This window comes from Bacillus sp. SYZHCR11 (assembly GCF_057196865.1).
In genome coordinates this window covers 1-21,794 of record NZ_JBXUND010000003.1, presented here as the reverse complement: position 1 = coordinate 21,794, position 21,794 = coordinate 1, and the positions used below count along the sequence as shown (strand labels likewise).

The following is a 21,794-nucleotide window of genomic DNA, read 5'->3' as shown; positions in this document are numbered from 1 at the left end:
TCTTATTCTTTATTATCATATCATAAATCAGGCATCTTACCGTGTCTTCATCCATTCCGCCAGCCGCCGGACAATGCGTCTGTTTTCCTGCGGCGGAAAATAATGCGTAAAACCGCTGTAATACCAAGTTTCCACCGGTTTCCCCGCCTCTTTCAGCTTGTCCTCGATCATCCGGGCGTGTTCGATCGAAACATTTTCATCATTCTCTCCATGGATGAGCAGAACAGGGGTCTGAATGCGGTCTGCTTTTTCAAACGGCGAACGCCATCTGTATTCATCCGGCACCTTTTTCGGCGTGCCGCCGATCACCCGCTTCATCATCCGCCGCATATCCTTCCGCTCTTCATAAGTCAGCACCATATCGCTCACACCGCCCCATGAAACGAGTGAAGCCGCTTGATGCCCCATTTCAATCGCGGTCAAAAGCCCCATGATTCCGCCCCGGGAAAAACCGAAAATATGCACCCGCCCTTCCCTGACGTTCGGATGCTCCCGAAGCAGGCGGAAAGCGGAAAACGCGTCCTCTCTGTCCTCTCCCGCAAAATCTTCATTTCCCTCGCCGCCCTGGTTGCCTCTGTAATAAGGCGCAAACACGACAAAGCCTTGGGAAGCGAATTGAACGATTCTCCCGGGGCGTACCATGCCGACATTTTTTATGCCGCCGCGCAAATATAAAAAACCGTCATATGTTCCCGGCGCCGCAGGCTCGGCAAGGAGCCCCTTTACCTTCAGCCCTTCTGACTCATAGCATACCGCAAAGAGGCGGACATGCGGACTCGGAGACGGGAACCTTTTCTTTTCTACCAGCAAAACAATGCGCCTCCTTAGATCATCAGTTTTTTTATTCTTTCCCAACGTGAATATGGGCACTCACACATTTTTTATACCCATCATACGATATGTAAAGCAGAAAAGGTTATTTTAACGCTTAAAACAAGGAGGTTACACCGTGAACAAATGGCTCAAAGCGGGCTGCGTTTTTGTCATATGCGCCTTTTTCCTGCTCATTCTTCCGGCTTGCAGACAGGAAGAAAGTCTGACGAAGGTAAAGGTGGCGGAAGTCACACACTCCATCTTCTATACGCCTCTGTATGTCGCTGAAGCAAAAGATTTCTTTAAAAAAGAAGGGCTCCAAGTGTCACTTCAAACAACATGGGGCGGAGACAAAACGATGACATCGCTTTTGTCAAACGGGTCAGACATCGCGCTGGTCGGTTCTGAAACATCCATTTACGTGGAGGCGCAGGGAGCAAAAGATCCGGTCATCAATTTCGCGCAGCTGACGCAGACGGACGGCACATTTCTCGTGTCGCGGAAGGATGAGAAATCATTCAAATGGAACGATTTAAAAGGAAAAACATTTCTCGGCCAGCGAAAAGGCGGCATGCCCCAAATGGCCGGTGAGTACGTCCTGAAAAAGAATCACATAGAGCCGAAAAAAGACATTAACCTCGTTCAAAACATTGATTTCGCCAATATTTCCAACGCATTCGCATCCGGAACGGGTGATTATGTGCAGCTGTTTGAACCGACGGCATCCCAATTTGAAAAAGAGGGCATCGGTCATATCGTCGCATCCTTCGGAGAAGCTTCCGGCCAAGTGCCATACACAACCTTTATGGCAAAAGAAAGTTATTTGAAAAACAATGAAAAGACGGCGGAAAAATTCACCCGCGCCATCTATCGCGCCCAGCAATGGGTGGAAAGCCATCCGGCTAAAGACATCGCAAAAACGATTCAGAAGGAATTTGCCGATACAGACCCGGCCATTATCGAAACATCGATAGAGCGCTATAAAAAACAAAAGTCATTCTCTGCAGACCCAGTTCTGCAAAAGGATGAATGGGAACTGCTTCAATCTATTATGGATGAAGCCGGAGAGCTCCCGAAACACATTCCGTACAGCAAACTCGTCAACACAAAAATCGCCAAAAAAGTCACCTCAGAACAATAGGAGGAACATGAATGTCTTTTTTACATGTGGATCATGTAACACATACTTATTTCTCGCTGAAAGAAAAGACAACCGCCGTGAAAGATATACATTTTCAGATTGAAAAAGGGGATTTCATCTCCTTTCTCGGGCCGAGCGGATGCGGAAAAACAACACTCCTGTCCATTCTGGCCGGCCTTATCACCCCTGCGCAAGGCCGGGTGCTGATCGAAGGAAGCGTGCCGAACCATAAAGAACACCAAATCGGTTATATGCTTCAGCAGGATTATTTATTTCCTTGGAAATCAATTGAGGAAAACGTGCTGCTCGGTTTACACATTTCAAAAACATTAACAGAAGAAAAAAGAGCTGAAGTTCTCAGCCTTCTGCCTAAGCTCGGATTAATCGGCGTTGAAAAGAAATATCCGAAAGAGCTCTCAGGCGGAATGCGGCAGCGGGCGGCACTTGCCAGAACTCTTGCGCCGGACCCTGGACTGCTGCTCCTTGATGAACCGTTTTCCGCGCTGGACTTTCAAACGAAGCTTTCTTTGGAAAACCTTGTCTTCAGAACATTAAAGGATTTTCAAAAAACCGCCGTGCTCGTCACCCACGATATCGGTGAAGCCATCGCCATGAGCGATACGATCTATTTATTTTCGAATCAGCCGGGCACCATCCACCAAATATTCACCGTGCCTAAGGAGCTCGCGGCTTTAGATCCGTTTGACGCGCGTCAGGATCCGGCCTTTCAGCCGCTGTTTCAAACCATATGGAAGGAGCTGAATTCCCTTGAAAAACAGCAGCGGCACGATTGAACAGCTTCATCAGCAGTTTAAGAAAAGACACCAAAAAGAAAAGCTCCGGATCCGTGCGTATCAGGCCGCCATTTTCATCGTATTTTTTGCCGGGTGGGAAATATCGAGCAGGGCGGGCTGGATCGATCCGTTAATCTTCAGCTCACCCTCCGCCGTTTGCAGGCTTTTAGTTGAAAAGATTGCGGACGGATCCCTTGCGGCGCACATCGGCGTAACCTTAGGAGAAACCGTTCTCGGCTTTTTGCTCGGCACACTTCTCGGCACATGCCTCGCCGCTCTGTTATGGTGGTCAAACCGGCTCGCCCGGGTTTTAGACCCGTACCTCGTCATTTTAAACGCGATGCCGAAGGTCGCACTCGGACCGATTCTCATCGTGGCACTCGGACCGAATTTCACAAGCATTGTCGCCATGGGAGCAGTCATCAGTGTCATTATCACGACAATCGTCGTCTTTACGGCTTTTCAGGAAGTGGATGAAAACTATATTAAGGTGATGAAAACATTCGGAGCGAAAAGAAGCATCATGTTTAAAGAAGTCATTCTGCCGGCATGCGCCCCCGCGATTATTTCCGCGCTTAAAGTGAACGTCGGTTTATCCTGGGTCGGTGTCATCGTCGGCGAGTTTCTCGTTTCCGAAAAAGGTCTGGGCTACATGATCATTTACGGATTCCAGGTTTTCAATTTCACTCTTGTGTTCTTAAGCCTTCTGATCATCGCGATTTTTGCGACATTGATGTATCAGGGAGTCGAACTGTTAGAAAGAAAATGGACGAAAGGAAAAATATAAAAAAGACCCGTGCGTAAGCGCCGGGTCTCCGTTTTTTATGATTGAAATACGCCGTCCTCTTTCAGCTTTTTCAGACTGATCGGAAGCACCGAATCTTTCATAATGAAACTGAATTTTTTATTTCGGGGGAGATTCTCCGGCAGTTCGCTGAACAGCACCGGCCCCTTTGTTTCAAAATAGTCAGCCTGTTTTTCAAGCTTTTCAATATCGGCAAAATAAATATTCTTCACGATTACCTTTTCCCTGCCGAGAACTTTATACTGTCCGACGTACTTCAGATGTCTTACCGCGGCGCCGGTTTCTTCTTTCACCTCGCGCAGGGCCGCTTCCTCCGCACATTCCATCGGCTCCACTTTTCCGCCCGGAAATTCAAACCCCCGGTCTTCGTGCTCAGTCAAAAGCCACTTATCTCCATATCGGCATATGACCCATACATGCTTCGGGCTGTCTGAAAAAGGCTGGTGTTCAAAGGAGAGCTGAACAGTATTCTGATAATAGTCTTTAAACTCGTACATGTTTATCCCTCTAATCCGTTCCTTCATATCTTCCATACATCATACCACAGTTGCGTTTGTTCGGAAGCCCTTTATCAAAAATTCAGAGGAAAACCATCATACCCGCTAGTATAGCCTCCTTTGAAGCAAATGTTACGGTTTGCGCTTGAATTTATTTTTCAGGGTATCCAATAGGTCGACGAGCACCTGCGGAACCGGGATGCCCAGCGAGCTTGCCGTTATCACGATCTGAACCGATTCGTATAAGATATAAAACATAATAGCCAAATTACGGATAGCGCCTTCTGAATGAAGCAGCTGATCAAAAAAATGGCAAACTGAGACTAATGCCAGGGTCACGATTTTTTTGACCAGCCGCGCAAAAAGCTTTCTTGCGCTCAGCTGCTGCAAAAGAGATTCTTTTAAGCTTGTACTGATAAACTCAATCGCCATGACCGATAGCAAAATCAGAAACGAATACTGAAAACCGCCAAAGAAAAACCCCGCTGCCGACACGATCACTGCAAAAAACGAAAAGATGCCAAAGTCTTTGCCCACTTGATCCAACATCCTTTCACAGAAACGGCCTTACATTATTCTATGAAAAGTGAATGGAACGGACTGGATTTTTCAGAAAAATGGACAACACCTCTCTTCGGCAGCCAAATAAAAGACCGAGTGCTTTATAGCCCCGGTCTTCCCTTGTTGATTATCCTAAATACGCTTTCAGCATCCAATTATGTTTTTCGATATTCTGGTGAATGGCAAGCAGCATATCTCCGGTCGTTTCGTCTCCGACCTCATCTGCGAGATCCATGCCGCTTTTCAGCTCTTCCGCAATGACAGTGAAATCATCATAAATGTTCTGTACCATTTGTTCTGCGCTCTCATTGCCTTCCGCTTCTTTTATAGAAGCAGTCTTCAATGATTCCGTCATTGTGCCGATCGGCTTGCCGTTCAATGCCAGCAGACGTTCTGCCAGATCGTCAATATATGTAGCCGTTTCGTTATACAGCTCCTCGAACTTTTCGTGCAATGTGAAAAAGTCCTTCCCTTTGACGTACCAATGATAGTTATGTAATTTCACATACATGACCGTCCAGTTTGCAACTTGTTTATTGACCGCTTCCAATAGTTTTTCTGACATGCCTATCTTCCTCCTTTGATTTACTATTGATATACCCTATATATCGTGTGTTAAAACATAAATTTTTAGCCCTTGATTTTACGGATGGAAAATATGTTATGATTTGTTAAAAAGGAGGAATTTCATGCTGCTTCTTCTGAGCTTCGGCTTTCTTATCGTGCTCGCCGTGCTGCTTTTATCCATCTGGTCGACTGTAAGAGCTTATAACGTAAAACATACGATTGACCCGCCGGAGGACGCATCAAAAGGCTTGACGGATAAAAACAATCCTTAATGATGATGCGTCTGTTCCTCATGGCCGGAGGAATCATCGGCAGCTTCAGCATCCCCGACACGCACTTTTACAGTCGGCATATTATGCTGCTGTTTTGCCGTTACGTGGGATTGAACGGTATACACACCCTCTTCATCAAATTCAGTCCGCAGGTGATACGCCCCTTTTTCCTCCTTGGCCTTGCTTGTTTTGCTGCTGCCTTTTTTTCCTTCTTTCCATACTTCAAACATGACTTCATCCGCATCCGTGACACGCTTGCCGCCGTAAAAAACCTCCGCCTTGTATTCCGTTTTTTCATGCGGTGCTGCCGTTTCCGGTCCTGTAAGCTTGACCTCAAGCGCTTTAGGCTCCTCATCCGCGGCGGTTTTGTCCGAATTGCCCCCGCAGGAAGATAATAGAAATACCATACCGCACATACCTGCCAATACAGCCCGTTTCATCCCATCACTCCTTCATGTTTGCTTCTATTTTAGCAAACGCTTACACATAAGGTGTGACATTTTTTAGAAATATGTAAAAAAGCCTTTTTGCATGTCAGCAAAAAGGCCTGTTTTTTATCCGAACACTTTCAGCAAATCTTCTTTATCTTGTGACAGCCAGAAACGCATCAGCCGTTTCGCGCCTTCTAAATCATGAAGTTTCGCCTGGCCGCACTGTTTTTCGTTGGCCGCCGGAATCTCCGTAATATCGATGGCTTCTTTCAGCGTAGCGTCAAGCAGGTCTACAATTTCTTCCGCTGTAGGCTCGCCGCTGACAACAAGATAATAGCCTGTCTGGCAGCCCATCGGTGAGATATCTATGATGTCGAAGTGATCGTATTTCTCAGAATGTGTGCGAATCGTAAACGCAAGCAAGTGCTCAAGCGTATGAATCGTATCCGGCTTCATCGCCTGTTTGTTCGGCTGGCAGAAGCGAATGTCAAACTTATTCACAACGCCGTCTGTTCCGACTTTATGCACTCCGCAATGTCTTACATACGGAGCCACAACCGCATTATGGTCTAGCTCAAAACTTTCTACTGAAGGCATAATGGCACTCCCTTTTTTTCAGAATATGCATCCATTATAACACAGTTTTCCGATAAGAATTGTGGCGGAAGCTTTTCAATCTGAAATTTTTTTTCTATACTAGCATCAGAAAGGTGGTTTTTTAATGAAAACCATAATGATTGCGCTCATCCGCGGATACCAGAAGTTCATCTCTCCGCTGACGCCGCCGTCATGCCGCTTTTATCCGACGTGTTCGCAGTACGGAATCGAAGCCGTCAAGACTCACGGCGCATTAAAAGGCGGATGGCTGACACTGAAGCGGATTTTAAAGTGCCACCCTTTTCATCCGGGCGGTGTTGATCCCGTACCGGACAAAAAACAAAAACATTAGTCCATATGCTGGTAGCCGTCGATCACCAGATCAAGTTTACCGGTTTCAGGATCAATCACCAGACCGTGCACCGGGACATTGTCAGGGAATAGCGGATGGTGTTTAATGACGTTTACGCTGTCTGTAACACTCGCTTCTACTGAATCAAAGCTTTTCAGCCATTGATCAAGATCAACACCTGAGTGCTTCAGCATGTCAATCCGCTCTTTCGGAATACCGCGGTCGATAATTTTATCAAGCATATCCTCGCTGTTGATTTTGCTCATGCCGCAATCATGGTGGCCGATAACGCAGACTTCATCAGCGTTTAATTCGTATACGGCCACTAAAAGGCTGCGCATGATGCTTCCGAACGGGTGGGCGACAAGCGCGCCGGCACTTTTAATAATTTTCACATCGCCGTTTCGCATGTTCATCGCATGCGGAAGCAATTCTACAAGACGTGTGTCCATACAGGACAAAATCGCCATCTTTTTATCCGGGAATTTAGATGTTTGGTATTTTTCATAATCTTTGTTTTTAGTGAACTGCTCATTAAATTGCATGATATCGTTTAGAAGACTCATCTTGGTGTTTCCTTTCTGCTTTTTTATTCACAATATAACATAAGGCGGGTCATTTCGTCACTCCCCGCACGAGATGATAAAGTGCTCAATAAATAAGACAAACCCTATTGGGCTTGTCTTATTTCCCCATATTGTATTTTTTGTTGAACTGTTCGACTCTCCCGCCTTTTTCGTTGAATTTTTGGCGGCCCGTATAAAACGGATGCGTATCTGAGCTGACTTCCACTTTAATCAGCGGGTATGTTTTTCCGTCTTCCCACTCTGCCGTTTCCTCTGACGTTTTCGTAGAATGGCTTAAAAAGCGGTAGCCGCTGTTCACATCTTGAAAAATCACTTGGTGGTTATCCGGATGAATATCTTTTTTCATGGTGATCTCCCTTTCTCAAATCGTAATAATTACGTTTTATTCTAAACCTTAAATAGGCGCTTGTCAATCATATATGCCCTGATCCCTTGATTTCTAAACCCTGCACATATATGGAATCGGAAGAATAATCTAATCGCTTCAGCAAATAATATAACCACATTACATAAAACGGTAATTTAGAAAGGCGGTTTATGATCGTGGATGATTTAGTATTAGCCAGAAGTCTGTTCGGGACAACCATGGGCTTTCATATTATTTTTGCGACGCTTGGTGTCGGCTTGCCTCTGATGATTTTAATGGCCGAATTGATTTATCAAAAAACAAAAGATCCGCATTATGCCATTATGGCGAAAAGGTGGACGAAGGCGCAGGCTGTTCTGCTCGGCGTGGCGATACCGACCGGAACGATCGCGGGTACACAGCTTGCCCTTTTGTGGCCCGGATTCATGGAGGTCATCGGCAGGGTGATGTCACTTCCGTTTCAGATTGAAATTTATGCTTTCTTTATTGAAGCGCTGTTTATGTCCATTTATGTCTACGCCGCTGACCGGCTGACTCCGGCGATGCGCATCATTGCCGTTATTTTCGTTTTGATCGGCGCCGCGGCATCCGCCGTCTTAATCACAAATGTTCACGCATTTGAAGGAACGCCGGCCGGCTTTAAAATTTTAAACGGCAAAATCACTGACGTTGAACCGTGGGCAGCGTTTTTTAATCCAAGCTTTTTCACCACCGCGGGCCATGTCGTACTGACGGCTTTCATGACCGGTGCATTTATCGTCGCGTCAGTTGCGGCTTATAAAATGCTGAGAACGAGAAAACAGGAGCAGGTATACCGTTTTCACCGAAAAGCGCTGCTGCTCGCTTTAACGATCGGCGGGATATTCTCTATTATTGCTTCTTTAAACGGTCACGAGTCAGCCCAGCTTCTTTACGAATACCAGCCTGAGAAGCTTGCGGGCGCAGAAGGGCTGTTTGAAACTAGATCACACGCTCCGCTTGCGATCGGGGGTTTTACTGATGCAAAAGAAGAAAAAGTAAAATGGGCGATAGAAGTGCCGTGGGCTTTAAGCTTTTTGGCCGCAAACAGCTTTGATACCGTCGTCAAAGGATTGAACGCGTTTCCGAAAGACGAGTGGCCGCCTTTATTCATCCATACACTGTTTAACGGAATGGTCGGCATCGGGATGCTGCTCATTTTGTACTCCATCATCGGCATCGTGTGGAGAAAAATTTTAAAGAAAGACAGCTTTCCGACTTGGCTTTTGATTTTATTTTTAACCGCAGGACCGCTCAGTCTGATCGGAATTGAATTCGGGTGGATATTCGCTTGTACGGGGCGGCAGCCATGGGTGATTTACCATCTCCTGAAAACGTCTGATGTCGTCACGACAACCGGTTCAATCGGTTTGCTGTTCATCCTGTTCACAGTGGTTTACGCCATTTTGGCAGCCGCAGTCATTTATGTGCTGCTTTACTATTTCCGCAAACATCCTGTTGAGGAGGATGTAAAAGCGGCGGAATCCTAACAATAGAAAGGGCTGAATTGAAATGGACATTACCATGGATGCTCTCATTGCGATATCAATCGTATGGGGCTTCGTGTTTATCTACGCGGTCATGGCAACGATGGACTTCGGAGCCGGCTTTTGGTCGATGATATATTTAAATAAAGAACAAACAAAGGCGACAAACATCGCCAACCGTTATTTGTCCCCGACATGGGAAGTGACCAACGTCTTTATCGTCGCGATCGTTGTCGCCCTATTCAGCTTCTTTCCAGGGGCAACCTTCGTGCTGGGAACCGTTTTATTGATCCCGGGAAGTATTATTTTGCTGCTCTTAGCCATCCGCAGCGGCTTTCTCGTCTTCTCCAATACGGCGAAGGAAAGAAAAATCATGAGATATATCTCCGGAATTTCAGGCTTCATTATTCCCGCTGTGCTGATTTTGGTCCTTCCGGTCACACACGGAGGGTTTATTGAGAAGACGGGCGGAGTGTATCACCTGAATTTGGCAAATGTCTTTACAAGTCTTAATGCGTATGCGTTTATCGGCTTTGCCATTTTAAGCACTTTATTTTTATCTTCACTGCTTCTGGCCGATTTTTCAAATGTTGCGGAAGAGGAGCATGCGTACCGCATCTACAGACGGAGCTCTTTAATAACAGGGCCGCTGTCGCTTCTGTTTGCCTTCTTCATTATGCTGACATTACGCTCTGAAGCCGGCTGGCTGTACACGGGCATGATGAAAGACAAGACATGGCTCATTCTGTCTGTCATTACATTTATCATTGCCGGCGTGGCTCTGTTTTTGCCGAATAAGCGCTTCGGCCGCAACCTCGGCAAACCGAGAATCGCCATGATCGCCATTGCGCTTCAATACTTTTTGGCAAGCTATGCATACGGACGGGCTCATCTTCCTTATATGATTTATCCGGATATTACGGTCATGTCAGGATTTACGGAGCCGGCAACCTTCAGGGCGCTGTTTATGACGTATATCGTCGCTTTCATCATTTTGTTCCCCGGGTTTTATTTCTTCTGGAAGCTCTTTATGAAAGACAGACGTTATATCCGCCAGGAGGAATAACAAAAATCAGGGCGGCTCATACTAATGGCGTACCTTTTATCTTGGAGGGGAGCCAGCATGGACCAAAAAATTCTGTGTGAAGTCAATAACTGTTCATATTGGGGCAGAGGAAACAAATGCACGGCCGACGCTATTTATGTGGTCAGCCATACAGGCGAAACCGCTGAAAAAAGTGAAGAAACGGATTGCAAAACCTTTAAACCGCAAGATTTATAAAAGAAAAGAGCTGTTTTATACAGCTCTTTTTCATTTCCGCCGCAAGCCTCCCTGAGCCGGGGAAAACCGCGCGGATGAGAAGCATGGCAAAAAGGCGGTTCGGCGGCAAATATAGGCGGCAGACGGTACAATCAGTATCGCATTCATGACAAGCTCAGAATTTTTTATCAAGATGTACATGTTTGCCCCAGCCGGAAAGCAGCACCTGCGTTGTAAAGCCGGCACTGTTTGAAGAATAAAAAAATCATCGCATCCGCCTATTAAAAAAACCGGCTGATACAGCCGGTTCAAACGGGGGAAGGGGTGATAATGAACAGTTTCAATATAACAGCAGCATACAGGCAGCTCAACTCGCTGAAATGTCTTTTTATCAGTTGTTTGTCGTAAAAACGTCCATTTGGGTGACGTATTTTCTCATTATTTCCTGATTGACTTCAACACCCAGTCCGGGACCGTCCGGGACAGAGATGAATCCCCCTTCGATACGGATGTCGGGAGTGACAATATCCTCCTCCCAGTATCGGTCTGATGAGGAAATATCACCCGGTATCGTAAATTGCGGCAGCGAAGCAAGCGCGACTGTCTGCGCTCTCGAAATGCCGGTTTCAAACATTCCGCCGCACCAAACCGGCATGTGATGCTCTCTGCATAAGTCATGTATTTTTAATGCCTCTGTCAGGCCTCCTACACGCGCCGGTTTTATGTTAATGATTTTACAGCTCCCAAGCTCAATCGCCCGCCTTGCGTCATCATAAGAGCATATGCTTTCATCAAGGCATACCGCGGTTCTTAAGTGTTTCTGCAGGTGGCGGTGATCGACAATATCATCTGCCTGAAGCGGCTGTTCTATCATCATGAGCTGGAATTCATCCAACTCTTTCAGCCTGCTGATGTCTTTCAGTTCATAAGCCGAGTTGGCATCCGCCATCAGCGGCACGTTCGGAAAACGGCTGCGGATGGCTCTGACCAGATCAACGTCATGGCCGGGCTGAATTTTTATTTTTATACGTTGATAACCTTCTTTTACGTATTGCTCAATTTCCCGAAGCATCTCATCAGCCGAAGCCAGACCCACCGCCACGCCGGCGGGCACTTTATCTCTTTTGCCCCCTAAGGCTTCTGCGAGAGATATCCCCTTTTTCTTGGCATATAGATCCCACACGGCTGATTCAAGCCCCGCTTTTGCCATGCGGTTTCCTTTGAAACGCGCGAGACTGTCAGGCACTTCTGACGGATGGAAAAACGCGCGGCCTACGACATTTGGGATGAAAAAATCTCTCAGCATATGCGCGCATGTCTGAATCGTTTCTTCTGTATACCACGGAGAAGAAAACGCCGATACCTCCCCCCAGCCGGTTCTCCCGGTTTCATCGATCGCTTCCACGATCAAAAATTTACGATCCTGCAGCGTTTCAATACTTGTTTTAAACGGTTTTTTCAGCCTCATACTTACATGATAAAGGGTGATTTTTTCAATCTTAATCATGACAATTCTCCTTTACGAAGCTCATTCAGCCGATGCCTCATCAGTTTATTGGACGCGTTCCGCGGGAGCCCGTCAACCTTGAAAAAAGCAGCCGGTATTTTATATTTAGCAAGCCGCTCACGGCAAAAGGCGGTCAGCTCCTTAGAACTGACAGAAGAAGTCAGCACGAGAAAAGCATGCGGCACTTTCCCCCACTTCGGATCTTCGGCTCCCGAAACACCGGCCTCCGCTACAGCCGGATGGGCAAGCAGCGCCGCTTCCACTTCTGCGGGGTAGATGTTCTCTCCGCCTGAAATGATGAGGTCCGACCGTCTGTCCAGCACGTATAAAAACCCTTCATCATCCAAATAGCCAAGATCGCCCGTTTTAAACCATCCATTATGAAAAGCGGCCTGGTTCGCGTCGTCACGATGATAATACCCTTTCATTACATTCGGGCCTTTCACCGTAATTTCACCATGTTCAAACGGCGCACAAGGGTTTCCGTCTTTTTCAATTCTAATTTCGCATGAAAACAGCGGTTTACCGGCCGAGCCGAGCTTGTCCATGCTGAATTCCGGAGAAAGTGTGACAATCTGTGAGCAGGTTTCAGTCAAGCCGTAAGATTGGAATACCGGAAATTGTTTCCTGCGGCATTCTTCAAGGAGCGGCAGCGGTGCCGGACCCCCGCCAAGCAGAATGCAGCGCAGTGATTCAGGACATTGTTCAGTTTCCGCAAGCAGGCCCGAGAGCATGGTCTGCACCGCTGAAATGATCGTGACCTGATGGGAGCTGATGCTGTCCAGCACATCAGTGACAGAGAATTTTTGATGAAGCACGACGGGCATGCCGTAAATGACCGACTTAAACAGCGCAGACAGACCGCTGATATGAAACAGCGGCAGCGCAATAAGCCAGCGGTCCCGCTCCGTGACCCCCAGATTCAGCGCAGACGATACAGCGCTGGAATAATGATTACCGAAAGTCTGCTGCACCCCTTTCGGCCTTCCTGTTGTTCCTGACGTATACATAAGAGTCGCCGTATCATCAAGCGTTACATAAGCTTCCGGCTCCATGTCACCCGCCTCTTCAGCCTGCAGCTCGTCCACATCTGCGGTGGCGACCGCAGATTCATATTCTTCGCGGCAAAAACCGTCCTCCGTCAATAAAAGCTTTGCCTGTGAATCTTCGAGCTGAAACAACCGTTCCTGTTTTGAGAGCTTCGTATTCAACAGCACAGCTTCCGCCCCTAATAAGAAGCAGGCGTGAACGGCATAAACCATTTCCGGTCTGTTAGAAAGCAAAATCGCGGCCCTGTCTCCTTTTTTAAGCGAGCAGTATTTGGACAGCCGCGCGGCCATTTGTTTAGAAGCATGATATAATTCTCTGAATGTCATCTGTTTGTTTTCAAATATGAGAGCGATTCTCTCCGGTGTCAGCTGAGCCCTTTGAATGAGCCAATTCGGCTGTTCTGTCAGCATGTTATCATCTCCGAGGTAAAAGTACTGTTTTTGAAAAGAAAACAGCTTGGACCAGAGCGGCTCAAGCTGTTTCGTAGTGTCATCTGATCACGGAAAACGAGGGAATTGACCGAAATCGGGACTGCGTTTCTCTTTAAAGGAATCACGGCCTTCTTTCGCTTCGTCAGTCGTGTAATAAAGAAGCGTTGCATCTCCTGCAAATTGCTGAATTCCGGCGAGGCCGTCTGTATCAGCGTTAAATGCCGCTTTAAGGAAACGAAGGGCTGTAGGGCTTTTCTCAAGCATTTCTTCACACCATTTAATTGTTTCCTCTTCAAGTTTCTCTAATGGGACAACCGTATTGACAAGCCCCATGTCGAGCGCTTCCTGCGCGTTGTATTGACGGCACAGGTACCAGATTTCACGGGCTTTCTTATGTCCGACGATACGCGCCAGGTAACCTGAGCCGTAACCGGCATCAAAGCTTCCCACTTTCGGGCCGGTTTGACCGAAAATCGCGTTATCGGCCGCAATCGTTAAATCACAGACGATATGAAGCACATGGCCTCCGCCGATGGCATAGCCTGATACCATCGCTACGACCGGTTTAGGAATCACACGGATCAAACGCTGAAGATCAAGCACATTCAGACGCGGGATTTGATCGTCTCCGACATATCCGCCGTGACCGCGGACTTTTTGGTCTCCGCCTGAACAGAATGCTTTATCTCCCGCTCCCGCAAGAACGATGACACCAATATTGGAGTCATCACGCGCACAAGCAAACGCGTCAATCATTTCTGATACCGTCTTAGGAGTAAATGCGTTATGTACCTCCGGGCGGTTAATTGTTATTTTTGCAATACCGTTATACGTCTCGTACAGGATTTCATCGTACTGACGTTCACTTTTCCATTCTGCAGCCATTGATATGACCTCCTTCATTTTTGCCTGAGTCCGGCCGAAAAGCTATTTTCTTTATGCTTTACAAGCCGTATAAAAACTCACTTACTATCTTACCAAAAATTCGCGGCTGTTCCACATGTACCGTGTGCCCCGCCTGTTTGACAACCTCTATTTTACTTGATGGGAGCAGGTTATGCACCTTTTGATTAATAGCGCAAAACTTTTCATCCCATTCACCGCATATGAGCAGGACGGGCGCCTTGATGCGGTGTAATGCCTCCCACCAGGAAGGCTGTGAGCCTGTCCCCATTCCGAGCAGGCTTCCTGCAAGTCCGGACGGATTATTCTTCAGCCTGCCGGCACGGATGGACGCCTTTACACTGTCCGGCAGAGAAAGCTGCGTGGCAAACAACGGAATGCTCTCCCAATAATCAACAAACGATGTTATACCTTCCCGCAATATAAAGTCAGCAAGCTTCCGATCTGACTGAATCCGTTTTTTGCGTTCCTGAAGCGTGCTGAGGCCCGGGGTTGTACTTTCCAAAACAAGCGCTGACACCCGATGCGGAAATGCCTGTGCAAAGGAATACGCAAGTCTTCCCCCCATAGAATAACCAATAAGTTTCACTTTGTGAAGTTTTAATTGATCAAAAACGGCGGCAAGGTCCGCAACCTGCCGGCTCGCACTATACCTTGCCGCTTGCACAGGCGCGTCTGTCTCCCCGTGACCCAGGCAGTCAATCATCACCATTCGCTCGCCGGGAAACATGCCGCGTAAAAACATCCATGATTCTTTGCTGCCCGTAAATCCATGCAGACAAATAATAGCTTCAGACGATTCGTGTCCGTGTCCGCTATCAGCAGCACGATAGCATACGCCGTCGGCCGTTTTAACTGTTACAGTTTCCATTCTTTTTTCACTTCCCGCACTGCGGCCTGCAGCAGATCGCGATGGAATTGAACTCTTGATGTCCGATCTGTTTTCAGCTCGATTATATGAAGTCCGGGCTTGTCCGCCTGCGGCTGATACGCATCCTTAAATGCTTCCCATGTCTCAGGACAAGTATACGTCCCGCCATACAGTGCGGCGGCATGCCGGAAATCAAGACCCGTCGGCGTACCGAACAGTTCTTCAAAATGAGTCTTATCAGATGCCTGCGGCAAAAACGAGAAAATCCCGCCGCCATCATTGTTTATTAAAATAACCGTAAGCGGAATTCCAAGTTTTTTAGCCGCTAACAGCCCGTTTAAATCATGATAAAACGATAAATCTCCAATGACAAGCGTGACAGGAGCTTTTGTACCTTCACACAGTCCCATAGCCGAGGAGACAACTCCGTCAATGCCGTTAGCGCCGCGGTTGGCATAAACACGGAAGGAACGATCTTGTTTTTCAAAGAAAGTATCCACGTCGCGGATCGGCATGCTGTTGCCGACAAAAATCGAACTGCCTTCAGGGACAAGGTGCTGAAGCTGACGATATACATTTCCTTCAAATGATAAATCATCCATGCTCGCGGCCTGTAAATGACTCCGGAACCGCTCATTGACAAACTGCCATTTCTCAAGCCATCCGGACGGCCGTTTTCCGGTTTCAGCTGAACGGACCGCTTCCAAAAACACAGACGGATGGCAATGAATCATATGCGCGCCGGCCTGAGTGGGATCTCTCCATCCTCCGTCTTCATCGACGATAAACTGCTCAATGGCAGGATCGTCTCTGAGCCATAAAAAGAGCGGTTTGGAAACCGGCATCGGACCGAAGCGGATCACAGCGTCAGGGCGCAGCGCCTCTTTTATTTCTTCATCTTTTAAGAACGAGTCATAAGCATCAATAATCAGCGTCTTATCATGCTCCCCGTTTCGGAGGTTTGAAAGCGGATCAGCCAAAATCGGGAACTGAAGCACCTCGGCAAGCGCGATGATTTGCTGCTTTTCTGCTTCACCGTGAATTTCGCCGCAGACGATCATACCTCTTTCGGTACCCGCGAGACGCTCTGTAATATGACAGAGAGAGTCTTGATCAGCTGACTGAATCCCTGTTGTGACTGAGACGTGCTTCCCCTTTCTCATTCTTTCAAAAGGTCCGGCTGATAAATCCGGCATCAAAGGCTCTCTGAGCGGCACATTGATATGGACTGGCCCCATCGGGCGCTTCCCGGCTTCACTTACGGCTCTGCCGGCCAATGTTCTGACATAGCTCAGCATTTGAGGATTTTCCTCAGGCAGAGCTGAGTCTGTGAAAAACTTAACAAAGTTACCGAACAGAAAATGCTGGTTAATCGCCTGAGGCGCCCCCACTTCCCTCAATTCATGAGGCCGGTCAGCAGTCAGGACAATAAGAGGCACTCTTGAATAATGAGCTTCAATCACGGCCGGATAGAAGTTAGCCGCTGCCGTTCCTGACGTACAAATCAGCATGACCGGACGCTGGCGGGCTTTTGCAAGACCGAGTGCGAAAAAACCTGCGGATCGTTCATCAATCTGTATATGAACTTGAATATCCGGGTGGGCCGCCGCCAAAACCGCCAGGGGAGTTGACCTCGATCCCGGGCAAACAACCGCCTCGGTGACACCCGATAGCGCGAATTCATCAATAAAGCTTCCGATATAATGTGTAATCGGGTTTGTCAAAGCCTTTCACCTCCTAAAGCAGAGATCATCGGCTTTAGTTTAATTTGTGTTTCTTCATATTCTGATTGCGGATCTGAATCTTCAACAATGCCGCAGCCTGCGAAAAGCCGCGCACTTTTGCCTTCAATCAGCCCTGATCGGATAGCCACGACAAATTCTCCGTTTTCCCTGCCGTCCATCCAGCCGATCGGAGCCGCGTACCATCCGCGTGTCATCGGTTCAATATCAGCGATAACTTCAACAGCTTTCTGCTGGGGAGCTCCGCCCAATGCCGGAGTGGGATGCAGCTTTTCAATTAAATCAAACAGCGAAGCGGACGTTTTCAGATGGCCTGTGATCGGCGTATATAGATGCTGAACACTTTTTGTTTTATATAATTGCGGGCATGCAGGCTTTTTCACATCACTGCAGCTCGACAAGAAAGAATCGTGTATCATCTTAACCACAAAATCATGTTCCGCGAGATTTTTTTCGTCATGCAGCAGCTCTTTGCCGAGACGGTCATCTTCTTGTTGATTTTCTCCGCGCTTAATTGAACCTGCCAGACAGGTGGACATAACGTCTTTGCCTGATTTTTTGATCAGCCGTTCCGGTGAAGCGCCGACAAAGCATTTATCTCCCTGCTCAATCGCAAAAACATAGCTTGTCGTTTGGTCCGTCAAAAGCTTGCGGACAACGCTCTCCGCCGGAATAGGCCCATCATATGACAAAACGACTTCCCTTGCCAGCACGACTTTATCATATTGATTTGCCTTCATATCATTTGTTGCTGTTTTAATGGCTTCAAGCCAGTTTTCCACATCAAGTTCTTCCGCTTTTGTTAAAACAGGATATTCTTCATACTCAATTGAAGAAACTGCAAAAGCTTCTGAAAAAGATTTCAGACGTTTCAGCGTATCTTCTGCCTGATTACCGTCTGCCGCCCATTGATTGACGGTTAAATAATCGCCATCTGCCGTCTTTGTCAGCATGAGTGAGGGGATAAAGAACATTCCTTCTTCAAACCCGTTCCATTCGTCTCCTCTCTCTTCAGCGGGATTAAATGAAAAACCGCCGAATAAGACAGGGCCGACCGCGGTATGCGCCGCCTCTTCTTCTTCATGAATATGAAAAGCCGTCTTTTTAAAGCGCTCCCATTGTTCAAAAACGTCGTGATAACGTTTTCCATTTTTTTCATTCGATTGGAACAGCGCTTCTGTGCCAAGACCGACTATTGTTAATTCACTACCGGGTTCTGACCAAAAAAATCGTTTGCCTTTATATTTTTTTGCTCCGTCTTTGAAAAATGATAGAGGGTCTAAAGACGCAATACGTCTTGAATAGCTCAATAAGACAGCATGGTTGACTTGTTTGGCTTTATGTAATGCATGATCTGCTTCCTCTCGGAACGTATGCTGCACCGTTGTCACCATGAGACATTCCTCCATAATCCGTTAAATGCTTTTAATACAATACACCTGTGATGAATTTGTGTCAAACACACAGATTTGAGCACGACAAAATGCCTGCATTTCTTATTATAAACCTTTTTGCGCAAATGAATAAAGAAACAAACTTGAATTTTCTTTCCCCACTCTCGGCAATCACTGTATCCTTTTACTTCCTCGTGGGAAAATGACTATTTTTATCCACCATTTTTCTGCGTAAAAACGTTCATACTAACAGTAAGCATCACATAGAAACGAGGGATTGATGTGCTTACAAACGAACAGATCACACACTTAAAAAAAGAATTGGAAGAAGCCAGAGATGATATTTTAAGCCGCTTTAAAGAAAATGATCAATTTCAGTTAACTGATGAATTCCCGTATCAATCATCCGGCGAATTGTCTTCCTATGACAATCATCCCGGCGATCAGGCGACCGAATTATACGAGCGGGAAAAAGACCTGGCTCTGCTCGACCATGAAAGGGAGCACCTTCGCGATATTGATTACTCTCTGAAACAAATTGAAAACGGCACATACGGCACATGTGAAGTCAGCGGCAAGGACATTCCTTATGACAGACTTGAAGCTCTGCCGACGGCTACGACATTGGCGGAATATTCCTCGCAGGATGCCGTTTCCAAAGACAGGCCGATTGAAGAGGAAACACCGTTCGGACAGTTTGAATTTGATGATGATGAATCAATCCGGGCGGCTTACGATAGTGAAGATGCTTATCAGGATGTTGAGGAATACGGAAACTCAGAAACGCCTCAGGATTTAGAAGATCCGCCGCTCAGCTATGGGGATATGACAATGAACTCAGAAGAAAACATCGGCTATGCTGAGGATTATGAAAACTTTATCGCGACAGATATTACCGGAAAAAACATTTCCGTGTATCCAAGCAAGGCACACGAAAAATATGAGCAGGAACTGGACGAAGAAGGAATTATGACGACCTTTGGCGACCTTCATGCTGATTAAAACCCCGGCAGGCCGGGGTTTTTGAATACAAATAATTGGTTTGCTGCATTTTCACACCGAAAACTCATACACTTAATGGTGCATGAACCTTTTGAACGGTTTAATCTTTCCAAGAAAGGGAACTAACGTATTGACATTGAATGACGGAGGGAACAAATGAAAAAGAAGTATATCGGTGCGATTATTGTATTTATCATTACATATGTCTTGTTTTCTTTAGCAGGGTTTCTCTTTCCCATCGACCGGGAATGGTACGACGCGCTGCAAAAACCTGACTGGACGCCGGGCGGATCAGTGATAGGCATCATATGGGCGGTTTTGTTTGCGCTTATTTCGCTCTCAGCAGCCTTGATATACGCAAGGTTTTCATGTAAAGAATCCAAAGCTTTTTGGGTGATGCTCCTCATCAATTATATCGTGAATAAAGGATTCAGCTATTTTCAATTCACACAGAAAAATTTGCTTGCTGCATCTATCGATTGCCTGCTTGTGGCTGTGACAACACTCATTCTGTTGCTCATTGCCGGTAAATACAGTAAAGCTTCAGCCTGGCTTCTGGTTCCTTATTTATTATGGAGCGCTTTTGCCACATACCTGTCTTTTACCATTTACGCTATGAACGCATAATAAAAAACCTTGCATACTATGCAAGGTTTTTTTAATGACCCGTACGGGATTCGAACCCGTGTTACCGCCGTGAAAGGGCGGTGTCTTAACCGCTTGACCAACGGGCCTTATGGCGGAGAAGGAGGGATTTGAACCCTCGCGCCGCTTACACGACCTACACCCTTAGCAGGGGCGCCTCTTCAGCCACTTGAGTACTTCTCCGTATGGCTCCACAGGCAGGATTCGAACCTGCGACCGATCGGTTAACAGCCGATAGCTCTACCACTGAGCTACTGTGGAAAAATCATCATGGTGGGCCTGAGTGGACTCGAACCACCGACCTCACGCTTATCAGGCGTGCGCTCTAACCAGCTGAGCTACAGGCCCATGACAATATAAAAATGGAGCGGGTGATGGGAATCGAACCCACGACATCAGCTTGGAAGGCTGAGGTTTTACCACTAAACTACACCCGCATGTTGTTTGGGGCGATTGATGGGAATCGAACCCACGAGTGCCAGAGCCACAATCTGGTGCGTTAACCACTTCGCCACAACCGCCAAAACAATATTAAATTAAATGGTGGCTCGGGACGGAATCGAACCGCCGACACACGGATTTTCAGTCCGTTGCTCTACCAACTGAGCTACCGAGCCTTTTTATAAATGGCGGTCCGGACGGGACTCGAACCCGCGACCTCCTGCGTGACAGGCAGGCATTCTAACCAACTGAACTACCGGACCATTTTTTTGGTTGCGGGGGCAGGATTTGAACCTGCGACCTTCGGGTTATGAGCCCGACGAGCTACCGAACTGCTCCACCCCGCGATGATAATTAAATTAGATATGGCGGAGGAAGAGGGATTCGAACCCCCGCGGGCTTTGACACCCCTGTCGGTTTTCAAGACCGATCCCTTCAGCCAGACTTGGGTATTCCTCCGTATAAGTGGTGGACCTTGTAGGACTCGAACCTACGACCGGACGGTTATGAGCCGTCTGCTCTAACCAACTGAGCTAAAGGTCCAATGGTAGCGGCGGAGGGGATCGAACCCCCGACCTCACGGGTATGAACCGTACGCTCTAGCCAGCTGAGCTACACCGCCAAAAACAATTAAAATCAAGTGGAGCCTAGCGGGATCGAACCGCTGACCTCCTGCGTGCAAAGCAGGCGCTCTCCCAGCTGAGCTAAGGCCCCAAAGTGGTCGGGAAGACAGGATTCGAACCTGCGACCCCATGGTCCCAAACCATGTGCTCTACCAAGCTGAGCTACTTCCCGTTTTTCAAAAGTATGTATGGCGCGCCCGAGAGGAGTCGAACCCCTAACCTTTTGATCCGTAGTCAAACGCTCTATCCAATTGAGCTACGGGCGCAACAATAAGTGCCGAGGGCCGGACTTGAACCGGCACGGTAGTCACCTACCGCAGGATTTTAAGTCCTGTGTGTCTGCCAATTCCACCACCCCGGCATGGATGGTATAGTATAGTTGGAGCGGAAGACGGGATTCGAACCCGCGACCCCCACCTTGGCAAGGTGATGTTCTACCACTGAACTACTTCCGCGTTTGGCAATGCGGATGAAGGGACTTGAACCCCCACGTCTGTAAAGACACTAGAGCCTGATTCTAGCGCGTCTGCCAATTCCGCCACATCCGCAAGAAAAACATGGTGAGCCATGAAGGACTCGAACCTTCGACCCTCTGATTAAAAGTCAGATGCTCTACCAACTGAGCTAATGGCTCT

Annotated in this window: 24 protein-coding genes and 19 tRNA genes; 10 read left to right on the top strand and 33 right to left on the bottom strand. The window is 47.4% G+C overall.

The features are described from left to right. Positions 1 to 36: 36 nt before the first annotated feature. The gene (locus AC2CGA_RS11920; RefSeq protein WP_015387822.1) at positions 37 to 810 is read right to left on the bottom strand and encodes an alpha/beta hydrolase family protein; all 774 of its coding nucleotides are present in this window, start codon (positions 808 to 810) and stop codon (positions 37 to 39) included. 139 nt (positions 811 to 949) lie between these two features. Between AC2CGA_RS11920 and AC2CGA_RS11915 the strand changes: the two genes are divergently transcribed. Genes AC2CGA_RS11915 through AC2CGA_RS11905 form a run of 3 tightly spaced genes read left to right on the top strand, consistent with a single transcriptional unit; the run spans position 950 to position 3,535 of the window. Next, on the top strand, positions 950 to 1,954 hold the full coding sequence (locus tag AC2CGA_RS11915; protein ID WP_079005007.1) for an ABC transporter substrate-binding protein: 1,005 nt from the start codon (positions 950 to 952) through the stop codon (positions 1,952 to 1,954). A gap of 11 nt (positions 1,955 to 1,965) precedes the next feature. After that, entirely contained in the window at positions 1,966 to 2,748 is a 783-nt protein-coding gene (locus AC2CGA_RS11910; RefSeq protein ID WP_003152246.1) for an ABC transporter ATP-binding protein, read from the top strand. Further along, the gene (locus AC2CGA_RS11905; protein ID WP_014418698.1) at positions 2,723 to 3,535 is read left to right on the top strand and encodes an ABC transporter permease; all 813 of its coding nucleotides are present in this window, start codon (positions 2,723 to 2,725) and stop codon (positions 3,533 to 3,535) included. The genes AC2CGA_RS11910 and AC2CGA_RS11905 overlap by 26 nt, the downstream gene beginning before the upstream one ends. A 35-nt stretch (positions 3,536 to 3,570) precedes the next feature. Here AC2CGA_RS11905 and ytkD read toward each other — a convergent pair whose 3' ends face one another. The 3 genes from ytkD to AC2CGA_RS11890 form a co-directional block, all read right to left on the bottom strand. Next, a complete protein-coding gene (gene ytkD / locus AC2CGA_RS11900; RefSeq protein WP_003152244.1) occupies positions 3,571 to 4,050 on the bottom strand; it encodes an RNA deprotection pyrophosphohydrolase in 480 nt (159 codons plus the stop codon). A 132-nt stretch (positions 4,051 to 4,182) separates the two neighbouring features. Beyond that, complete coding sequence (locus AC2CGA_RS11895; protein ID WP_003152243.1) at positions 4,183 to 4,587, bottom strand: phage holin family protein; 405 nt, start codon at positions 4,585 to 4,587, stop codon at positions 4,183 to 4,185. Between the two features lie 151 nt (positions 4,588 to 4,738). Further along, a complete protein-coding gene (locus AC2CGA_RS11890) occupies positions 4,739 to 5,176 on the bottom strand; it encodes a Dps family protein (protein ID WP_003152242.1) in 438 nt (145 codons plus the stop codon). 124 nt (positions 5,177 to 5,300) lie between these two features. On the opposite strand from AC2CGA_RS11890, the gene ytzI reads away from it, so the two are divergent. Further along, positions 5,301 to 5,450 carry a YtzI protein gene (ytzI, locus tag AC2CGA_RS11885; RefSeq protein WP_003152241.1) on the top strand — a complete coding sequence of 50 codons (150 nt, stop codon included), beginning with the start codon at positions 5,301 to 5,303 and terminating at the stop codon, positions 5,448 to 5,450. Here ytzI and AC2CGA_RS11880 read toward each other — a convergent pair. Then, positions 5,447 to 5,890 (bottom strand): FixH family protein, encoded by a 444-nt coding sequence (locus AC2CGA_RS11880; protein ID WP_003152240.1) that lies wholly within the window; start codon positions 5,888 to 5,890, stop codon positions 5,447 to 5,449. The two genes, ytzI and AC2CGA_RS11880, sit on opposite strands and share 4 nt — an antisense overlap. A gap of 114 nt (positions 5,891 to 6,004) precedes the next feature. Further along, on the bottom strand, positions 6,005 to 6,478 hold the full coding sequence (locus tag AC2CGA_RS11875) for an S-ribosylhomocysteine lyase (RefSeq protein WP_003152237.1): 474 nt from the start codon (positions 6,476 to 6,478) through the stop codon (positions 6,005 to 6,007). Between the two features lie 124 nt (positions 6,479 to 6,602). On the opposite strand from AC2CGA_RS11875, the gene yidD reads away from it, so the two are divergent. Beyond that, positions 6,603 to 6,830, top strand: coding sequence for a membrane protein insertion efficiency factor YidD (gene yidD / locus AC2CGA_RS11870; RefSeq protein ID WP_003152235.1), 228 nt, complete (start codon positions 6,603 to 6,605; stop codon positions 6,828 to 6,830). Here yidD and AC2CGA_RS11865 read toward each other — a convergent pair. Further along, positions 6,827 to 7,396, bottom strand: a complete 570-nt coding sequence (locus tag AC2CGA_RS11865; protein WP_003152233.1) for a beta-class carbonic anhydrase — start codon at positions 7,394 to 7,396, stop codon at positions 6,827 to 6,829. The two genes, yidD and AC2CGA_RS11865, sit on opposite strands and share 4 nt — an antisense overlap. Positions 7,397 to 7,514: 118 nt before the next feature. Next, on the bottom strand, positions 7,515 to 7,763 hold the full coding sequence (locus AC2CGA_RS11860) for a type B 50S ribosomal protein L31 (RefSeq protein WP_003152229.1): 249 nt from the start codon (positions 7,761 to 7,763) through the stop codon (positions 7,515 to 7,517). Between the two features lie 197 nt (positions 7,764 to 7,960). Here AC2CGA_RS11860 and AC2CGA_RS11855 point away from each other — a divergent pair, with 197 nt between their 5' ends. The 3 genes from AC2CGA_RS11855 to AC2CGA_RS11845 are packed head-to-tail and all read left to right on the top strand — an operon-like array spanning position 7,961 to position 10,571. Next, complete coding sequence (locus AC2CGA_RS11855; RefSeq protein ID WP_003152226.1) at positions 7,961 to 9,292, top strand: cytochrome ubiquinol oxidase subunit I; 1,332 nt, start codon at positions 7,961 to 7,963, stop codon at positions 9,290 to 9,292. A gap of 22 nt (positions 9,293 to 9,314) precedes the next feature. Beyond that, the gene (locus AC2CGA_RS11850) at positions 9,315 to 10,355 is read left to right on the top strand and encodes a cytochrome d ubiquinol oxidase subunit II (protein WP_003152225.1); all 1,041 of its coding nucleotides are present in this window, start codon (positions 9,315 to 9,317) and stop codon (positions 10,353 to 10,355) included. Between the two features lie 57 nt (positions 10,356 to 10,412). Continuing rightward, on the top strand, positions 10,413 to 10,571 hold the full coding sequence (locus AC2CGA_RS11845; protein WP_003152224.1) for a DUF1540 domain-containing protein: 159 nt from the start codon (positions 10,413 to 10,415) through the stop codon (positions 10,569 to 10,571). A gap of 370 nt (positions 10,572 to 10,941) precedes the next feature. Here AC2CGA_RS11845 and menC read toward each other — a convergent pair whose 3' ends face one another. The 6 genes from menC to AC2CGA_RS11815 all read right to left on the bottom strand — a co-directional run bounded on the left by menC (position 10,942) and on the right by AC2CGA_RS11815 (position 18,448). Then, on the bottom strand, positions 10,942 to 12,057 hold the full coding sequence (gene menC, locus AC2CGA_RS11840) for an o-succinylbenzoate synthase (protein WP_032857356.1): 1,116 nt from the start codon (positions 12,055 to 12,057) through the stop codon (positions 10,942 to 10,944). Beyond that, positions 12,054 to 13,517, bottom strand: coding sequence for an o-succinylbenzoate--CoA ligase (locus AC2CGA_RS11835; protein ID WP_139887010.1), 1,464 nt, complete (start codon positions 13,515 to 13,517; stop codon positions 12,054 to 12,056). The genes menC and AC2CGA_RS11835 overlap by 4 nt, the downstream gene beginning before the upstream one ends. Positions 13,518 to 13,604: 87 nt before the next feature. Continuing rightward, positions 13,605 to 14,423 (bottom strand): 1,4-dihydroxy-2-naphthoyl-CoA synthase, encoded by an 819-nt coding sequence (menB, locus tag AC2CGA_RS11830; RefSeq protein ID WP_003152221.1) that lies wholly within the window; start codon positions 14,421 to 14,423, stop codon positions 13,605 to 13,607. 58 nt (positions 14,424 to 14,481) lie between these two features. Continuing rightward, the gene (gene menH, locus AC2CGA_RS11825) at positions 14,482 to 15,312 is read right to left on the bottom strand and encodes a 2-succinyl-6-hydroxy-2,4-cyclohexadiene-1-carboxylate synthase (protein WP_229991771.1); all 831 of its coding nucleotides are present in this window, start codon (positions 15,310 to 15,312) and stop codon (positions 14,482 to 14,484) included. Next, on the bottom strand, positions 15,300 to 17,036 hold the full coding sequence (gene menD, locus AC2CGA_RS11820) for a 2-succinyl-5-enolpyruvyl-6-hydroxy-3-cyclohexene-1-carboxylic-acid synthase (protein WP_484480206.1): 1,737 nt from the start codon (positions 17,034 to 17,036) through the stop codon (positions 15,300 to 15,302). The genes menH and menD overlap by 13 nt, the downstream gene beginning before the upstream one ends. Continuing rightward, positions 17,033 to 18,448 (bottom strand): isochorismate synthase, encoded by a 1,416-nt coding sequence (locus AC2CGA_RS11815; RefSeq protein WP_484480205.1) that lies wholly within the window; start codon positions 18,446 to 18,448, stop codon positions 17,033 to 17,035. The genes menD and AC2CGA_RS11815 overlap by 4 nt, the downstream gene beginning before the upstream one ends. A gap of 282 nt (positions 18,449 to 18,730) precedes the next feature. On the opposite strand from AC2CGA_RS11815, the gene AC2CGA_RS11810 reads away from it, so the two are divergent. Together AC2CGA_RS11810 and AC2CGA_RS11805 are read left to right on the top strand one after the other, a co-directional pair. Further along, positions 18,731 to 19,450, top strand: coding sequence for a TraR/DksA C4-type zinc finger protein (locus AC2CGA_RS11810; protein WP_003152213.1), 720 nt, complete (start codon positions 18,731 to 18,733; stop codon positions 19,448 to 19,450). Positions 19,451 to 19,606: 156 nt separating this feature from the next. Then, the gene (locus tag AC2CGA_RS11805; RefSeq protein ID WP_484480204.1) at positions 19,607 to 20,077 is read left to right on the top strand and encodes a TspO/MBR family protein; all 471 of its coding nucleotides are present in this window, start codon (positions 19,607 to 19,609) and stop codon (positions 20,075 to 20,077) included. A 35-nt stretch (positions 20,078 to 20,112) separates the two neighbouring features. Here AC2CGA_RS11805 and AC2CGA_RS11800 read toward each other — a convergent pair. The 19 genes from AC2CGA_RS11800 to AC2CGA_RS11710 form a co-directional block, all read right to left on the bottom strand. Beyond that, positions 20,113 to 20,184, bottom strand: a tRNA-Glu gene (locus AC2CGA_RS11800). A gap of 3 nt (positions 20,185 to 20,187) precedes the next feature. After that, positions 20,188 to 20,278 (bottom strand) — tRNA-Ser (locus tag AC2CGA_RS11795). Between the two features lie 3 nt (positions 20,279 to 20,281). After that, a tRNA-Asn gene (locus AC2CGA_RS11790) sits at positions 20,282 to 20,356 on the bottom strand. A 10-nt stretch (positions 20,357 to 20,366) separates the two neighbouring features. Next, positions 20,367 to 20,443, bottom strand: a tRNA-Ile gene (locus AC2CGA_RS11785). A 15-nt stretch (positions 20,444 to 20,458) separates the two neighbouring features. Further along, positions 20,459 to 20,532, bottom strand: a tRNA-Gly gene (locus AC2CGA_RS11780). An 8-nt stretch (positions 20,533 to 20,540) separates the two neighbouring features. Continuing rightward, a tRNA-His gene (locus tag AC2CGA_RS11775) sits at positions 20,541 to 20,616 on the bottom strand. A 20-nt stretch (positions 20,617 to 20,636) separates the two neighbouring features. Then, positions 20,637 to 20,712, bottom strand: a tRNA-Phe gene (locus AC2CGA_RS11770). Between the two features lie 10 nt (positions 20,713 to 20,722). Then, a tRNA-Asp gene (locus AC2CGA_RS11765) sits at positions 20,723 to 20,799 on the bottom strand. 7 nt (positions 20,800 to 20,806) lie between these two features. Next, positions 20,807 to 20,883, bottom strand: a tRNA-Met gene (locus AC2CGA_RS11760). 19 nt (positions 20,884 to 20,902) lie between these two features. Further along, positions 20,903 to 20,995 (bottom strand) — tRNA-Ser (locus AC2CGA_RS11755). Positions 20,996 to 21,002: 7 nt separating this feature from the next. After that, a tRNA-Ile gene (locus AC2CGA_RS11750) sits at positions 21,003 to 21,079 on the bottom strand. Between the two features lie 2 nt (positions 21,080 to 21,081). After that, a tRNA-Met gene (locus tag AC2CGA_RS11745) sits at positions 21,082 to 21,158 on the bottom strand. Between the two features lie 19 nt (positions 21,159 to 21,177). Further along, positions 21,178 to 21,250 (bottom strand) — tRNA-Ala (locus tag AC2CGA_RS11740). Between the two features lie 4 nt (positions 21,251 to 21,254). Further along, positions 21,255 to 21,331 (bottom strand) — tRNA-Pro (locus AC2CGA_RS11735). A gap of 17 nt (positions 21,332 to 21,348) precedes the next feature. Next, positions 21,349 to 21,425 (bottom strand) — tRNA-Arg (locus tag AC2CGA_RS11730). Positions 21,426 to 21,434: 9 nt separating this feature from the next. Continuing rightward, positions 21,435 to 21,520 (bottom strand) — tRNA-Leu (locus AC2CGA_RS11725). Between the two features lie 19 nt (positions 21,521 to 21,539). Then, positions 21,540 to 21,614 (bottom strand) — tRNA-Gly (locus tag AC2CGA_RS11720). A 9-nt stretch (positions 21,615 to 21,623) separates the two neighbouring features. After that, positions 21,624 to 21,707 (bottom strand) — tRNA-Leu (locus tag AC2CGA_RS11715). 10 nt (positions 21,708 to 21,717) lie between these two features. Next, positions 21,718 to 21,793 (bottom strand) — tRNA-Lys (locus tag AC2CGA_RS11710). Position 21,794: the final 1 nt, after the last annotated feature.

What these genes read in the sequence shown, in the direction of transcription:
- AC2CGA_RS11865 (WP_003152233.1), bottom strand. Translation starts at nt 7,396, where the DNA reads ATGAGTCTTCTAAACGATATCATGCAATTTAATGAGCAGTTCACTAAA.
- menB (WP_003152221.1), bottom strand. Translation starts at nt 14,423, where the DNA reads ATGGCTGCAGAATGGAAAAGTGAACGTCAGTACGATGAAATCCTGTAC.
- menH (WP_229991771.1), bottom strand. Translation starts at nt 15,312, where the DNA reads ATGGAAACTGTAACAGTTAAAACGGCCGACGGCGTATGCTATCGTGCT.
- ytkD (WP_003152244.1), bottom strand. Translation starts at nt 4,050, where the DNA reads ATGTACGAGTTTAAAGACTATTATCAGAATACTGTTCAGCTCTCCTTT.
- AC2CGA_RS11860 (WP_003152229.1), bottom strand. Translation starts at nt 7,763, where the DNA reads ATGAAAAAAGATATTCATCCGGATAACCACCAAGTGATTTTTCAAGAT.
- AC2CGA_RS11875 (WP_003152237.1), bottom strand. Translation starts at nt 6,478, where the DNA reads ATGCCTTCAGTAGAAAGTTTTGAGCTAGACCATAATGCGGTTGTGGCT.
- AC2CGA_RS11835 (WP_139887010.1), bottom strand. Translation starts at nt 13,517, where the DNA reads ATGCTGACAGAACAGCCGAATTGGCTCATTCAAAGGGCTCAGCTGACA.
- AC2CGA_RS11880 (WP_003152240.1), bottom strand. Translation starts at nt 5,890, where the DNA reads ATGAAACGGGCTGTATTGGCAGGTATGTGCGGTATGGTATTTCTATTA.
- yidD (WP_003152235.1), top strand. Translation starts at nt 6,603, where the DNA reads ATGAAAACCATAATGATTGCGCTCATCCGCGGATACCAGAAGTTCATC.
- AC2CGA_RS11890 (WP_003152242.1), bottom strand. Translation starts at nt 5,176, where the DNA reads ATGTCAGAAAAACTATTGGAAGCGGTCAATAAACAAGTTGCAAACTGG.
- ytzI (WP_003152241.1), top strand. Translation starts at nt 5,301, where the DNA reads ATGCTGCTTCTTCTGAGCTTCGGCTTTCTTATCGTGCTCGCCGTGCTG.
- menC (WP_032857356.1), bottom strand. Translation starts at nt 12,057, where the DNA reads ATGATTAAGATTGAAAAAATCACCCTTTATCATGTAAGTATGAGGCTG.
- AC2CGA_RS11850 (WP_003152225.1), top strand. Translation starts at nt 9,315, where the DNA reads ATGGACATTACCATGGATGCTCTCATTGCGATATCAATCGTATGGGGC.
- AC2CGA_RS11805 (WP_484480204.1), top strand. Translation starts at nt 19,607, where the DNA reads ATGAAAAAGAAGTATATCGGTGCGATTATTGTATTTATCATTACATAT.
- AC2CGA_RS11910 (WP_003152246.1), top strand. Translation starts at nt 1,966, where the DNA reads ATGTCTTTTTTACATGTGGATCATGTAACACATACTTATTTCTCGCTG.
- AC2CGA_RS11815 (WP_484480205.1), bottom strand. Translation starts at nt 18,448, where the DNA reads ATGGTGACAACGGTGCAGCATACGTTCCGAGAGGAAGCAGATCATGCA.
- AC2CGA_RS11845 (WP_003152224.1), top strand. Translation starts at nt 10,413, where the DNA reads ATGGACCAAAAAATTCTGTGTGAAGTCAATAACTGTTCATATTGGGGC.